Below are 13,590 nucleotides of genomic sequence, written 5' to 3'. Positions count from 1 at the left end.
CACGACCCGAAGCGCAAACAGCGGAAGGTCACGCACCCGGCGAACGGTCGTCTCATGGACCTGCCGGCATCGGTTGCCGCAATGCGCGCAATGCATCGTTTTGGCGGACGGCTTCAGGTGGATCATCACCGTGCGGCTCTCGCCCTCCGGCCACACGACCCGCTCCACCCGGTATCCCTTCCAGCCACCCAGCGCCTCGATCGTCTTCCGATCCAGCATGGAACGTCCCTTAGACCTCTCTCGAAAGGTCTAAGTTATCGATGCTAGGGAAAACGCTCCACGGAAACCTGCGAAGAACCAAATTAAAGGGGAGTCTCGGCTTGGGCGTTCTTGTCCGGAGCCATTACTCCTCCGCCGGCACCGTGGCCATGGCCGGCCGGTGGGGAAGGGTGAAGATCAGCAGCAGGATCAGGCCGAAAAGCACCGCGGAGGCGGTGTAGCGACTGAGCGCCAGCCCGCCCTGTCCCAGCGGCTTGTCGAGCAGGTCGCCGACCACCGCGCCGAGGGGGCGCGTGAGAATGAACGCCGCCCAGAACAGAAGCGTGCGTGAGATGCGTGTCCAGAAGTAGGCCAGCGCCAGCAAGGCCAGCATCGAGCCGAACAGTGCCGCGCCACCGAGATAGCCCAGGCCCAGGCTGTCGGCGGTCCAGTCGCCCAGTGCGGTGCCCAGGGTCTGGGAAAACATGATGGTGACCCAGTAGAACACCTCGGTCCGGGGCGAGCGCACCGAATCGACCGCGACGGTGCCCAGGGTGAGGTACCAGGCGAGCAGCGAGGCCAGCACGAGGCACAGCAGGATCGAGGCGCCCCCGGGGTAACCGATGCCCAGCGAGCGATCGGCGAAATCAGCCAACGTGGTGCCGACCGTGGTAGTGGCGATCACCGTGATCCAGTACAGCAGTGGATGAAAGCGCGACGCCCGGATCTGTGCCGTCACCGCCAGCACGAACACCAGCGCGAAGATGCCGGTGCTCAAAAGGTAGCCAAGATGCAGCGACATCGATGCGGCATCGCCTCCGGTCTCTCCCAGCGTCGTGGCGAACACCTTGATGATCCAGAACAGTACGGTGACCTCGGGCACCTTGCTGGCGACGACTTTGCGCTCCACGTTGACTCCGCTGGTTTGAATCGCTCGACCTTAGATGCTGCCGGTTAGAGGCAGCTTAGGGACGTGACGTTCGCGCAAACAAAGCGACGTACGAAGGTGCCGGGGCCTGAGCAAGGGCGCGGACGCAATTGACTGGCAATACTTGTCGCCGCCCTTTGATACGCATGGCATGCCTCACCGGGAGGCGGCCGTCCCGCTCCGATCGAGCGTGGCGAACAGTTCCATCGCCCACTCGACGAACACGCGCACCTTCGTGCTGAGCTGACGGCTGGGCGGGTAGACGATGTAGACCTCCTGCGGTGCCGGCCGCCACTGTTCGAGAATCGGGACGAGCACGCCCCGCTCGATCGACGGGCGGACCATGAAGTCCAGCGTATGGATCAGGCCCAGTCCCGCCAAGGCGACGGCGACGTGGGCGTTGCTCTCGTTGACGCTGATCGGGGTCGGCGGCTCGATCTGTAACGGCACGCCCGCGTCCAGGAAACGCAGGGGCTGGTTGCGGCCGGTGCGTGCGGAGAAGTAGCCGGCAACGACGTGGCTGCCGTCCAGCAACTGGTCGGGGCGCTCGGGGCTCCCATGGCGGGCCAGGTAGGCGGGGCTGGCACAGGTGGTCCAGGCCAGGGCGCCGATGCGGCGGGCGATCAGCGCGGGGTCGGTGGCGCTGTTGCGGATAGCGCAATCGATGTTCTCGCCAATGAGGTCGACCGTGCGATCGGTGACGCCCAGTTGGAGTTCGATGTCGGGGTAGGCAGCGCGGAAGCGCGGCAGGGCCGGGATCAGGATGCCGCTGGCGACCGAACCGCCGGTGTCCACGCGCAGGCGGCCGCGCGGATTGCTGCGGGCGCGCCCCAGCGTCGCCTCGACGTCGGTCAGTTCTTCCAGTACCAACCGCATGCGCTCGTAGTAGGCGGCGCCATCCTCGGTCACGCTGACCCGCCGGGTCGTGCGCTCCAGCAACTTGACCTCGAGATGCCGCTCCAGCGACTGGATCGCCTTGCTGACCGTGGCGGTCGGCATCTGCAAGGTCTGCGCCGCGCGCACGAAGCTGCCGGTTTCCACGACGCGAGCGAAGACCCGGATGGCTTGCAGGTGGTCCATCGACGCGGCTCGGAGAAGAAGGCCTGATTGTCCACTGGTGGAGATAAAGAAACCACGAAAGCTGGATTTAGCTGTCGATCACGCAGGAATAGGCTGCTCCCTTACGCGACGCCTGGTCGCCCTCGGAGACAGCCCATGAATACCCCGACCTCCATTCACAGCACGCGCCACGCCGGCAAGATCGCCCTGGTCACCGGCGGCAGCTCGGGCCTGGGCCTGGCCACGGCGCAGCGGCTGGCGCAGGAAGGCGCCGCTGCCGTGTACATCACGGGCCGCCGTCAGGCCGAGCTCGATGCCGCGGCAGCGACCATCGGCGAGAAGGCCATCCCGATCCGTGGTGACATCGCCGTGGCCGCGGACCTGGATCGCATCTTCGCGACGATCGGCGAGCGCCACGGCCGGCTGGACATCCTTTTCGCCAACGCCGGCGGCGGCGAGTTCGCCCCGCTGGGCTCGATCACCGAGGCGCAGTTCGACAAGTACTTCGACATCAACGTCAAGGGCACGCTGTTCACCGTGCAGAAGGCGCTGCCACTGATGAAGCCGGGCGCGGCGATCGTCATCACCGGCTCGATGGTGTCGAAGCAGGGCGTACCGGCGTTTGGCGTCTACGCGGCCACCAAGGCGGCCTTGCGCTCGTTCACACGCACCTGGGCCTCGGACCTCAAGGGCAGCGGCATCCGCGTGAGCATCGTGGCGCCCGGCGTCGTGGTCACGCCGGGCTACAAGAGCGAGCTGGGTATGAGTGACGAGCAAATCGCGCAGTTCGAACTACATACCGCTTCCGTCACTCCGCTGGGCCGGAGTGGAAAGCCGGAGGAGGTGGCCAGTGCCGTGTCGTTCCTCGCTTCGGACGAGGCTAGCTACATCACTGGGGTGGAGCTGTTCGTCGACGGAGGCCAGGCGCAGGTCTGACCTTATGCGCCTACCGCGGTACCCCAGCAAATGGACGACAACCTGAAGGGACTGATCGGCGTGCGCAAGCGAACCTGACCTCATTGCGGCCGCGAGGGTGTAGGATGGCGCCCGCGCGCGCCGCATGCCGTGCGCGTTTTCCGCCGGTGTGGCGTCCGCTTCCCGTTCTCCCCATGCTTTCTGCACGACCCGGCGGGTGATGTCCGGGTCGGCCGTCCAGGTCTCGCTGCCGCAAGCCGATGATTCCGCGGCACTGCGGATCCCGGCGACCGTTGCGGCCCTTCCACCGCACGCCGTGCGCACATCCAGGTCGTCGCTGCGCGGCGGCCACTCCCCATTCCCTCTGGAGGATTCCCGATTGGCCAAGATCAACTATGCGTTCGAGAAGCGTCAGCGCGAACTTGCGAAGAAGAAGCAGCAGGATGCCAAGCAGGCGCTGAAGCGGCCTGCGCGTGAAGGCGCCAAGCCGGCGCCTGAGCGGTCCGAGCCTTCCCAGGGCTGACCGTTGCCGCCGTGGATTTCCGGCGCTGAGGCAAAGAAAAGCCCGGCACTTGGCCGGGCTTTTTCTTCAAGCGGGGCGGGAGCCCTTAGACCAGCTGAACCTGATCGGCCTGCATGCCCTTCGGGCCCTGGGTCACGACGAAGGACACGGCCTGGCCTTCCTGCAGGCTCTTGAAGCCCGAGGACACGATCGAGCGGAAGTGCACGAACAGGTCCTCACCGCCATTGGCACGGCTGATGAAGCCGAAGCCCTTGGCATCGTTGAACCACTTGACGGTACCGGTTTCGGTCTGGGACATCGTTGTATCTCCTTGGAACGGGTGAATGCCGCAAGGCGCGGCGAGTAGCTGGTCGCAAGGAGGAAACGGGTACAACGGTGTAGTAAAGCTGCTCTACAGCATCGGGCCACAGTTCGGTGACCCCTGAAACTCAGCGCCGCTACAGTAGTGCGTGAGGCGCCAGGAAGCAAACATCGAGGGCTTGATGATTGGACGTGGCCAATCAAGTTGGCGGCCAACTACAAGCGGATTGGGTCAAAAAGGGATGAGTCAGGGCCCCTTTCCAAGAGCCAAGGGGACGGGATGAGCCGGTCCCGCTTCCTCGGACGGTAATCAGCCATCTCCGGCCCGTCTCTCGAAGGCCTCGCGTGAGCGATAGCCAAGGCTGCTGTGCAGCCGTGTCGCCGCCGGGTCAGCCCTCGCTTTCCGCGGCCTCGCGCCCTTGCTGGCGGATGATCGCTTCCTCGCGGGCGTCGATGATGGACTGCATCACGCTGTCGACGTCCACGTCGCTGTCGTCGAACTCGAAGTGACCGGTGAGTTCGCTGTCCGGGTGCAGCTCGCCCTGTTCGAACAGCGCCCACATTTCCTCGGCATAGCAGGTGTCCAGCAGCTCCGGCGCGAAGCGCGAGAGGCAGATGGTCAGGTTGCCCACGTCCCGGCGCAGCATGGTGCGTGCGGCGTTGTTGCCCGAGGCGCTGACCACCTGCGGCAGGTCGATGATCACCGGTCCGTCCGGCGCCACCAGCACGTTGTAGGGCGAGAGGTCGCCATGAATCAGGCCGACGCAAAGCATGCGCACGATCTGGCGGATGAGGGTGTGGTGGTACGCGCGCGCGGTTTCCGGTGAGAGGTCCACTTCGCCCAGGCGCGGGGCCGATTCGCCGTCGGCGTCGGTCACCAGGTCCATCACCAGCACGCCGTTGAAGTAACCATGAGGTCGCGGCACGCGCACGCCGGCGTCGGCGAGCAGGTAGAGCGCGTCCACCTCGGCGTTCTTCCAGGCTGCCTCGGCTTCCTTGCGCCCGAACTTGGTGGCCTTGCCGATCGCGCGTGCCTGGCGGCTGCCGCGGACCTTGCGACCCTCCTGGTATTGCACGCGCTGCTGGAAGCTGCGCTGCGCCATGTCCTTGTAGACCTTCGCGCAGCGCACATGCTCGCCCGAGCGAACCACGTAGACGGAGGCCTCCTTGCCGCTCTTGAGCGGGCGCAGGACCGCGTCGATCACGCCGTCGTCGATCAGCTCCTGCAGGCCGGTGGGGGTCTTCATGCGTCGAGGCTAGCGGTCAGGGAATCGACAAGTATGACCGGTTCGGCATGACTGAGGGCCGGACGGGACCGAAAGTGGTCTAACCGGGTCACGAAAAAGGGGGCAGGTTGGTCGCGGTCGCCGCTTCGCCGGCCTGGCGGCGGAACGCGGCGGGGCTGGTGCCGTGCACGCGCTTGAACGCCTGCCCGAATGCCGCGCGGGCGGTGTAGCCGCAGGCCTCGCCGATCGACTCGATCGAACGCGGCGTCTCGCGCAGTAGGCGCGCGGCCAGGTCCATGCGCAGGGCGGTGACCACGTCCATCGGCGTGGCCGGCGACAGCTCGGCAAAGTGCCGCGCGAAGCTGGCGCGCGACATGCGGCTGACCCCGGCCAACCGCTCCAGCGTCCATGGCTCGGCCGGTGTTGCAATCACCGCGGCCAGCGCGGGTGCCACGCGCGCATCCATCAGCAGGGCGAGCAGGCCCTGTTGCAGGTCGCCCTGGTCCATCAAGGTGCGCACCACCAGGATGAACAGCGCGGCGGACAGGTGCGCGATCACCGCGTCGCCGCCGGGCGAGGCCTGCAGGCTCTCGTGGCGCATGCTGCGCATCAGCGCCTGCAGGCCGGCGTAGTCGTCGCGGCCCTGCGTGTGCAGGTGCACCACGTCGGGCAGCGCCCGCAGCAGCAGCGCGTGGTGCTGGCCCAGCTCGAAGGTGCCGCATAGCACGTCGAAATCGCTGCGCGGCGCCTCGCTGGCCACCTCGACCAGGCGACCCAGCGGGCGTCGCACCTCGGCAAACGTCAGGGTGGCGCCGTCCGCGTGGCGCATGGTGTGCGCGGCGCCGCGCGGAAACAGCACCAGGTCGCCGGCCACGAACGGGCGCCGCTCGCGGCCCACTTCCAGCACGCCCGCGCCAGCCAGCACCACGTGGTATGGCACCTGGCCCGGCGGTGCTTCCGGCTGCGGCACCGACCACGCGCCCGCGAAACGGCACAGCAGGTCCAACCTTCCACGCAGACCCATCGAGGTCACCAGCGTACTCAGACTGTCCATCGGTCACCTCGAGACGAACGAAACCAAAGTCGAGACGCGCGGAACACGGCGGCAGCGGTGCGACGCGCAGCATTGTCTGCACCGGCCGATGCCCACGGCAACGCCGGCTCTTTCTTTCACAGGAGCAAACCACCATGACCCGTCTGCACACCCTTGCCCACGACCAGGCCGGCCCGGAAACCGCCGAGCTGTTCGACACCATCAAGCGCAGCATCGGCAAGCTGCCGAACCTCTACGCCACGATCGGCAGCAATGCACCGGCCGTGCTCGCCCACGTGCTCGGCACCGGCGCCACGCTGGCGAAAAGTTCGCTGTCCAGGCGCGAGCAGGAAGCGATCAACCTGGCCGTTAGCGAAGCCACCGGCTGTGACTACTGTGTGGCCGCGCACACCATGACCGGCAAGCTCGCCGGCTACACGGTGGAGCAGACGCGCGCACTGCGCGCCGGCGCGTTCGCCGAGGATGCGCGCATCGATGCGCTGGTGAAGTTCGCACTGCACCTGGTGCAGCAGCGTGGCACGCTGGACGCCGCCGCGGTCGATGCGCTGAAGGCCGCCGGCTTCGACGATCGCCAGCTGGTGGAGATCCCGCTGGTGGTCAGCGCGATCCTGTTCACCAACATGGTCAACCGCATCAACGACACCACGCTGGATTTCCCCAAGGCGGCGTGAACACCCCCGGTGATCGCGACCCGGGCGCTCCGCGGCGCCCGGGCGCGCTTCGCTGGAAACGCGGCTCCCAAGGGGGCGGATGCATTTTCTGGAGTCGGCGCATGAACCGGCTCCATTGTTTCCGGCAGCGCCCTCGCCACCTCGCCGTGGCGCCCCGTGGACATCTGGTATGCATCCTTGGCGGATACCTGCGCAAGGGAGCCCATCCTTGAAGCTGTCCGATTTCATCTGCGCCCACATGGACGAGATCCTCCAGCATTGGGATGCGTTCGCTCGCAAGATCGCGCCCCCCGGGAATCAGCTGTCGGCCCGTGCCCTGCGCGACCATGCGCAGACCATGCTTGTCCACATCGCTCGCGGCATGCGGGAGAGCCAGACGCCGGAGGAGCAGCGCCTGAAGTCCGAAGGAGGCGGCCAAAACGCGGGATCGACGGTTTCGGCGGCTGCCGAGCATGGCATCCAGCGCCAGACGAAGGACTTCACGCTACTGCAATTGAGCGCGGAGTTCCGTGCCCTGCGCGCCACGGTGCTGCGGTTGTGGCTGCCGACCGTGCCACAAGGCGACCTCGACACGGTGCGCGACCTGATGCGTTTCAACGAGGGCATCGACCAGGCGCTTGCCGAATCCATCGTCAGCTATTCGAAACGCACCCAGCAGACGCGCGACCTGTTCCTGGCCGTGCTCGGCCACGACCTGCGCTCGCCGCTGGCAGGCATACTGCTGGCGGGCGACATGCTCGCGCAAGGGGATGTGCGGCCAGAGAAGGTGGCGCAGCTCGGTGCCAATCTGGCCCGCAGCGCCCATGTGATGCGGCACATCGTGGACGACCTCATCGGCTACACCCGCTCGCAGCTGGCCGAGGGACTGCCGACGGCTCCCGAGGATTGCGACCTGCGCCAGGTACTTGAGTCCGCCATTGCCGACGCTACCGCCACCTATCCGGGCAACCGTTTCGAGCTGCGGGCGGCGCAAGGGCTGGTGGGCCGGTACGACCCGACCCGCCTGTACCAGATGTTTCTCAACCTGCTGGTAAACGCGGGCCGCCACAGCCGCGACCAGGCGCCGGTGATCGTGCAGGCCTGCGCCGAAGCCGATGCCTACGTGGTCGACATCACCAACCAGGGTGAGCCCATTCCTCCGGACAAGCTGGAATCGATCTTCCGGCCGCTGGTGCAGCTGTCGGACGAGGACGGCGTCGCGCGTTCGGGTACGAGCCTGGGCCTGGGGCTTTTCATCGCGCGCGAGGTGGCCCGGGTCCATGACGGATCCATTACCGCCAGCTCGTCCGCATCGGACGGAACCACCTTCACCGTGACCTTGCCGCGCTCGGAAGCGGGCGAGGAGCGCCGCGCGGAGGCCGTGCCGTAACGGGCCCGCGTAACTGGTGGCCGATGATGGATAAGGCGGGCAGCCGCTATCGGCATCACCCTGAGCAGGCGGTGAGATCAATCGGCCGATCGACACCATCTGGCCCGCGGCGGGAAGGTAGCCGCCGACGACATCGCAGAGTTCACCGACCAAACGCTGACCTTGCAATGCGCTCTTTCCCGGCGCGAACAAGCTGCGCGAGATCATCCTCGACGGCGACAGAATCAAGCGCACCAGCTCCTTGATGCGTGCCTTTAAGCGTGCCATATTTGGATCCGAATTTGGAGATCAATATGGAAGCCATCCTGGCCAGCGCCAGCATCAGCATCACCGAGCTCAAGCGCAATCCCAGCGCTGTGATCGAGGCGGCCGACGGCGAGTCGGTTGCCGTGCTCGTGCACAACAAGCCAAGCGCGTATCTGGTGCCTGCGGAAACCTACAAGCGCCTGCTCGACCGTCTGGAGGACCTGGAGTTGGCTGAGGTGGTGCGCCAGCGCAAGGGTGAACGCCGGGTCAAGGTCGAGCTCGATGACCTATAGCCTGGAGTTTCTCGAATCAGCGCTCAAGGAATGGCGCAAGCTGTCACCCGGTCTCCGCGAACAGTCGAAGAAGAAGCTGGCCGAGCGGCTGGAGCACCCGCATGTTCCTGCCGACCGGCTGCACGGCATGCCGGACTGCTACAAGATCAAGCTGCGCGCCTCCGGCTACCGCCTCGTGTACCAGGTGCAGGACAAGGTGCTGGTGGTGACCGTGGTGGCGGTGGGCAAGCGTGAGAAGGGGCTGGCCTATCTGGCGGCAGGAAAGCGCTTGTAATCCAACGGCAGCTACGGCGGCCGCCGCTTGCGGCGCAAGAGGGGGTCGGCGGAAAAGGTGTCAGGGACAACAGGCGCCGCCAGATCCCCCCCCGGTTACCCCGCCGCGAGTTGATTGTCTCCGGCACTTTTTGTTTTCTTTTCTGCTGTTCCGGCAGGCCTACGCTAGAACGCGTACTCCGCCGAGAGGCCCACGCCGGTATCGTGCAGATAGACCACGTTGCCATCTTCGCGGCTGCGCTCGTCCTGCGCGAACTCGGTGTGGAACGCGTAGGCGGTGAACTGCCAGCGTGGATTCCACCGGTAGGTGAGGGCGACCCGTTCGTCGCTATTGGTCTGCGCCAGGCGCACTTCGCCGCCCTCGGTGCGCAGGCTGTTGACCCAGGGCAGGCGGCCCCAGTTGACGTCGGCGGTAAGCTGCAGGGCATCGCCCAGCGGGTAGCGCAGGTGCAGGCCCAGCATCGGCACCGGCAGCTCCTGCACGTAGAAGTCTTCCTTCAGTTCATGGCCGACGCTGTCCGCCGCGATGGTGCCGTCCAGCCTGAAGTTGAGCATGACGTAGCGGGCGCCGAGGCTTCCCCACACGCTGCCCCTGCCGACATCCGCCAGGTGGCGCCAGTAGCTCGCGTCCAGCTCGATGAAGTCCTGGAAGTGGGTGACGGTATCGAGTCGGCCTGGGGCGACCTTGGTGCCGTTGAAATAAACCGGAGCGGCGAGCAGGGCGCTGCCGTCCAGGCGATGGGCGGTCAGACCCAGATGCAGCTCGCCTGCGTCGCCGAGCGGTGTCCAGGCAAGCAGCCGCAATGACTGCATGTGGTTGACCCCCAGATCGCCGTTCAACCGCAGGCGCGTGGCGGGCACGTCGTTCTCGCGCACCCGGATCCAGCCACCGACCCAGCCTTGTTCGGCCGCCACCGTCACATGCCAGTCCGCGGCATGCAGCCGGCCGCAGCCCAGCGAAGCGGCGGCCAGCAAGGGGAGAGCGAGAGCGCGCCTGCGGTGACCGCGCCGGGTGGTGTGGGCGAGGGACGGACACATGGCTGAGCACGTAGCGATGGGTGCGTGGGACAGGTCAGAAGCGCCGCGATTGTTCGCGCGTAGCCGTCAAGGCGAGGTTGAGTACCGCGCGCGCTTGGGCGGGTCAATGCCTCTTCCCCTGCACGCCACGCTCACGGGCGCAGGAATGGTGTCGACGCTGGATGCCGCTCAGGCCCGTTATCGGGACGGAGGCCAGGATCGGCACTCCGTGCCGCCGTGGCGCTCAGTGATCGAGCACGTGCATGTCATGGGTCAGCAGGCTCAAGCTGCGTGCGGCTGGAGCTGATGCTGTAGCCGGCCGTGTAGAGCACGCCGCTGGTCAACAAAAGGGGGCGGAGTGAGGTGGCCCGGCTTTCTCGGACGGTCGAATTAAGCAGCTTTAGCCAGTCTCTCGAAGGCCTCGGGTGAGCGATAGCCAAGGCTGCTGGCAACAAGGGATGAGTAACAAGCCCGCTTTGCCGCCCTCACTTCGGATGGCTTACTGGGCCGCCCAACGATGGAGGCGTGCCTTGGGGAAAGCCGGGCTCAGAGTGCACCCGACGTTCGAGCGGGCCCCAGGTCGACAGGCCCATTCGCGCATCGGCACCGCGAGCTTGGCTCAGGCTGCACTTGCAAAGTCGACTCTGGCACGGCTCTTCCGCCAGGGCTTCGCGGGGCCGGGAATCACCGCTCCGCCAGTGCCGCCTGGATCTGTTGACCCAAGGAGCGGAAGTCGCCTTCGAACAGCCGTCCGTTGATCAAGAAGGAGGGCGTGCTGTTCACGCCACTTCGCTGCCCGCTCGCCATGTCCTGGCCCACGCGCTCGGCGGGCTCGCCGCTTTCGATGGTTCGGGCGACGGTGGCTTCGTCCATGCCCAGCTCCTGCAGACCTTGCTGCAGACCCGGGACGCCTTCGGCCACCCAGCGGTCGTGGTTGTCGTAGAGCCAGTCGTGCATGGTCCAGAAGTCGCCGTGCAGGCCCGCCGCCTCGGCGACCTGGGCCGCCGGCATCGCCAGTTCATGCATCGCGGTGAGCGGAAAGTGCCTGAAGACCAGGCGCAGGTCCCCGCCGTACTGTTGCTGCAGCTGCCTGACCATGGGATGGGCCATCGCACAGTAACCGCATTGGTAATCGCCGTACTCGATCACGGTGACCGCAGCGTCCGGCTTGCCCTGGACATGGTCGTCATCGGAAACGGGAGCGGTCAGCCTGTCGTCGTATGCATTCATCGGTCAAGGCCGTCAGGCCATCCGTAGGGCGAAAGGCCGGAGCCTGGAGGAGCGACGGTTGTCGGGGCGTCGACTGGCTGTGAGGAATCGCGGGGCGAGGAAGCGGATCAGCTGCACTCCCATGCGGCAGGAGCTGAACCTGTCGCCGCCGGCCAGGTTCCATGCCGCGCGCGTTGAGCGCCGGGAGCGGCGGGCGCCACGACGTGCTCGGGGTCAGTGCCTGCGACGGACAGCACGTGGCCCCGTGTCCTGGTGGTCTCCTGCCAATGCGCCCACGATGGACCGCATGCGCGGTCGGGCACTTCGATGGCGAGCATGCCCGCGTCCTGACCGAATCCGCCTCGTTCGTGGACATCGCCTTGCGCATGGCCCGCCCCGAGCGGCGGTCTGATGGCTCATGAGCGCTTCTTCGCCCTGCCTCGCCCAACGAAGGAGCAGATTGCCGCCCTCTACACGCCACTCGATGGCGACCCGGCCAACCTCGGTGGAGAAGGCGCCGTACTTGGCGGCCTTGGTCGCGAGCTCGCGGAAGACCGGCACTAGCATCGGTTTGCCGAGCTCAACCGAAACGCCGCGCGGTGATCAACGCGGCTGCCGGCGAGCCCGCTGCCGTGCTCGTACGCGCAAGCTCGGCGCTTACCTGGTGCCGCGGCAACCTCCGCAGCGCACCTAGTCGTCGAAGCCGGTGTAGTCCTCGGGGAAGATCGGCGTGCCGTCCGGCTCCAGTCCCGTCATGTCGGCCAGCGCCTTGGCCGCGGCGGCTTCGGCGACGTCCTTGTCGCGGAAGCTGCGGTTCTCGCAAATGGCGTAGTACGCGGGAAAGCCGTGGCCTCGCGGCGTGACGGCGAGCCAGGCGGCGTAGCGCGAGCCTTCCAGGGTGGCGCCGGAGCGGGCAAGGTAGTTGTCGAACTCGCGCTCGGCCATGGTGGTCGGTTCCGCTCTGGAAAGGGGTCAGGCAAGTTCGAGAGGCTACCTGAGTTACAGGCTTATTTCGGCATGAGGTGGTACAGGCCGCCCGGTGCGGCGTCTTCCAGCATCCAGAGCGAGCCGTCCGGCGCTTCTTCGATATCGCGGACGCGTTTGCCGATGTCCCAGCGCTGGACCGCTTTTGCGCCGCCCTTGCCGTCGAACGTGACGCGAACGATCGCTTCGCTGGCAAGGCCGCCGATCAGGGCGCTTCCGTTCCATTGCGGAAAAGCGCTGCCCTTGTAGAACATCAGGTTGCCCGGCGCGATCACCGGCACCCAGTAGATCACCGGCTTGGCGAGGTCGGGGCGCGTGTCGGGGCTGGGGATGGACACACCGTTGTAGTTCACCCCATAGGAGACCAGCGGCCAGCCGTAGTTCTTGCCACGTTGAATCAGGTTCAGTTCGTCGCCGCCGCGCGGGCCGTGCTCCAGTTCCCACAGCCGGCCGTCGGGAGCGAAGGCGAGGCCATACGGTGTGCGGAAGCCGGTGGCCCAGGTTTCGGCCGGCGTCAGGTTGGGGCCGGGGAACGTATAGGTGCTGACCACCGGCGCCGTCTTGGCTTTCTCGGTGTCCTCTGCCGGGTCGATCAGCGGGATGGTGCGGGCACCGACCTTGCCTGCCCACGGGTTGCCGGGCGCGGGCTTGCCGTCCAGCGTCAGCCGCAGGATCTTGCCTTCCGGCTGGTTGGGATCCTGCGCGGGTGTGAAGCGCTGGCGGTCGCCCACCGTGAGGAAGAGGTACTTGCCGTCCGGCGAGAAGGCGATCTGGGCGCCGGCCTGGCCGCCCTTGCCGCTAGGCATCTGGCGCCACAGCACCTTGAAGCCGTCCAGCCGGGGCTGCTTGCCATCATCCAGCACCAGCCGGCCGCGGCCCAGCGTCAGTCCGCCGCCGTAGTCGCCCGGGGCGACATAGGTCAGGTAGACGCTGTGGTCCGTGGCGTAATGGGGCGAGAGGAAGACGCCCAACATGCCGTTCTGGCCTTCCACGTAGCTCGGCGGGACGCCCGCAATTTCGGTCTTGGCGCCTAGCGGGGTCACCAGGTCGACGCGGCCGACCTTTTCGGTCACCAGCATGCGGCCATCGGGAAGGAACGCGATGCGCCAGGGCAGATCGAAGCTCGCCACCTTCGTCATGGTGAAGGGGAGGCCGGGATCGGTTTTCTGTTCTCCCGCGTTGGTTTGCGCATGGGCGGCGCCGGTCAGCAGCGCTGCAAGAAAAACCCCGGTTGCCAGCTTCATCATCTGCACGTCTCCTTGGTTCGGACTGCCGGAAGCATCTTAGACGGCAGCCATCGAGATCTAAAGCAGCTGGCCCGGTAC

Annotated in this window: 15 protein-coding genes and 1 pseudogene; 6 read left to right on the top strand and 10 right to left on the bottom strand. The window is 66.6% G+C overall.

Annotated features, from left to right (window positions below; genetic code table 11):
- The 3 genes and pseudogenes from BMZ38_RS16785 to BMZ38_RS16775 all read right to left on the bottom strand — a co-directional run.
- Nucleotides 1-219, bottom strand: a pseudogene (locus BMZ38_RS16785) (transposase family protein); the annotation flags it as partial.
- 124 nt (nucleotides 220-343) lie between these two features.
- Nucleotides 344-1,108, bottom strand: coding sequence for a COG4705 family protein (locus BMZ38_RS16780; protein WP_245747344.1), 765 nt, complete (start codon nucleotides 1,106-1,108; stop codon nucleotides 344-346).
- A gap of 174 nt (nucleotides 1,109-1,282) precedes the next feature.
- Nucleotides 1,283-2,206, bottom strand: a complete 924-nt coding sequence (locus BMZ38_RS16775; RefSeq protein ID WP_091340459.1) for a LysR family transcriptional regulator — start codon at nucleotides 2,204-2,206, stop codon at nucleotides 1,283-1,285.
- Between the two features lie 135 nt (nucleotides 2,207-2,341).
- On the opposite strand from BMZ38_RS16775, the gene BMZ38_RS16770 reads away from it, so the two are divergent.
- Nucleotides 2,342-3,121: an SDR family NAD(P)-dependent oxidoreductase gene (locus tag BMZ38_RS16770; protein ID WP_091340456.1), complete on the top strand. Its 780-nt coding sequence runs from the start codon at nucleotides 2,342-2,344 to the stop codon at nucleotides 3,119-3,121.
- Nucleotides 3,122-3,479: 358 nt separating this feature from the next.
- Nucleotides 3,480-3,623, top strand: coding sequence for a hypothetical protein (locus tag BMZ38_RS17860; RefSeq protein WP_175483821.1), 144 nt, complete (start codon nucleotides 3,480-3,482; stop codon nucleotides 3,621-3,623).
- 85 nt (nucleotides 3,624-3,708) lie between these two features.
- Here BMZ38_RS17860 and BMZ38_RS16765 read toward each other — a convergent pair whose 3' ends face one another.
- From BMZ38_RS16765 to BMZ38_RS16755, 3 genes are all read right to left on the bottom strand, one after another.
- Nucleotides 3,709-3,921 (bottom strand): cold-shock protein, encoded by a 213-nt coding sequence (locus tag BMZ38_RS16765; RefSeq protein ID WP_091340452.1) that lies wholly within the window; start codon nucleotides 3,919-3,921, stop codon nucleotides 3,709-3,711.
- Nucleotides 3,922-4,312: 391 nt separating this feature from the next.
- The gene (locus tag BMZ38_RS16760) at nucleotides 4,313-5,170 is read right to left on the bottom strand and encodes a PA4780 family RIO1-like protein kinase (RefSeq protein WP_091340449.1); all 858 of its coding nucleotides are present in this window, start codon (nucleotides 5,168-5,170) and stop codon (nucleotides 4,313-4,315) included.
- Nucleotides 5,171-5,258: 88 nt separating this feature from the next.
- Nucleotides 5,259-6,203, bottom strand: coding sequence for a cupin domain-containing protein (locus tag BMZ38_RS16755; RefSeq protein WP_091340446.1), 945 nt, complete (start codon nucleotides 6,201-6,203; stop codon nucleotides 5,259-5,261).
- Nucleotides 6,204-6,337: 134 nt separating this feature from the next.
- Here BMZ38_RS16755 and BMZ38_RS16750 point away from each other — a divergent pair, with 134 nt between their 5' ends.
- From BMZ38_RS16750 to BMZ38_RS16735, 4 genes are all read left to right on the top strand, one after another.
- Entirely contained in the window at nucleotides 6,338-6,874 is a 537-nt protein-coding gene (locus tag BMZ38_RS16750) for a carboxymuconolactone decarboxylase family protein (RefSeq protein WP_091340443.1), read from the top strand.
- A gap of 208 nt (nucleotides 6,875-7,082) precedes the next feature.
- Nucleotides 7,083-8,243 (top strand): sensor histidine kinase, encoded by a 1,161-nt coding sequence (locus BMZ38_RS16745; protein ID WP_091340439.1) that lies wholly within the window; start codon nucleotides 7,083-7,085, stop codon nucleotides 8,241-8,243.
- A 293-nt stretch (nucleotides 8,244-8,536) separates the two neighbouring features.
- The gene (locus tag BMZ38_RS16740) at nucleotides 8,537-8,782 is read left to right on the top strand and encodes a type II toxin-antitoxin system prevent-host-death family antitoxin (RefSeq protein WP_091340435.1); all 246 of its coding nucleotides are present in this window, start codon (nucleotides 8,537-8,539) and stop codon (nucleotides 8,780-8,782) included.
- Nucleotides 8,772-9,056, top strand: coding sequence for a type II toxin-antitoxin system RelE family toxin (locus BMZ38_RS16735; protein ID WP_091340432.1), 285 nt, complete (start codon nucleotides 8,772-8,774; stop codon nucleotides 9,054-9,056). The genes BMZ38_RS16740 and BMZ38_RS16735 overlap by 11 nt, the downstream gene beginning before the upstream one ends.
- 164 nt (nucleotides 9,057-9,220) lie before the next feature.
- On the opposite strand, the gene BMZ38_RS16730 is transcribed toward BMZ38_RS16735, so the two are convergent.
- The 4 genes from BMZ38_RS16730 to BMZ38_RS16705 form a co-directional block, all read right to left on the bottom strand.
- Entirely contained in the window at nucleotides 9,221-10,093 is an 873-nt protein-coding gene (locus tag BMZ38_RS16730; protein ID WP_139202467.1) for a hypothetical protein, read from the bottom strand.
- A 663-nt stretch (nucleotides 10,094-10,756) separates the two neighbouring features.
- Complete coding sequence (locus tag BMZ38_RS16720) at nucleotides 10,757-11,302, bottom strand: DsbA family protein (RefSeq protein ID WP_091340423.1); 546 nt, start codon at nucleotides 11,300-11,302, stop codon at nucleotides 10,757-10,759.
- Nucleotides 11,303-11,971: 669 nt separating this feature from the next.
- Nucleotides 11,972-12,226: a hypothetical protein gene (locus tag BMZ38_RS16710; protein WP_091340418.1), complete on the bottom strand. Its 255-nt coding sequence runs from the start codon at nucleotides 12,224-12,226 to the stop codon at nucleotides 11,972-11,974.
- A gap of 62 nt (nucleotides 12,227-12,288) precedes the next feature.
- Entirely contained in the window at nucleotides 12,289-13,512 is a 1,224-nt protein-coding gene (locus BMZ38_RS16705; protein WP_091340416.1) for a PQQ-dependent sugar dehydrogenase, read from the bottom strand.
- Nucleotides 13,513-13,590 lie beyond the last annotated feature (78 nt).

It is taken from the genome of Frateuria terrea (genome assembly GCF_900115705.1).
Classification (GTDB): Bacteria; Pseudomonadota; Gammaproteobacteria; order Xanthomonadales; family Rhodanobacteraceae; genus Frateuria_A; species Frateuria_A terrea.
The sequence above is the reverse complement of the archived record's forward strand: the minus strand, read 5'-3'. Positions and strand labels throughout refer to the sequence as shown.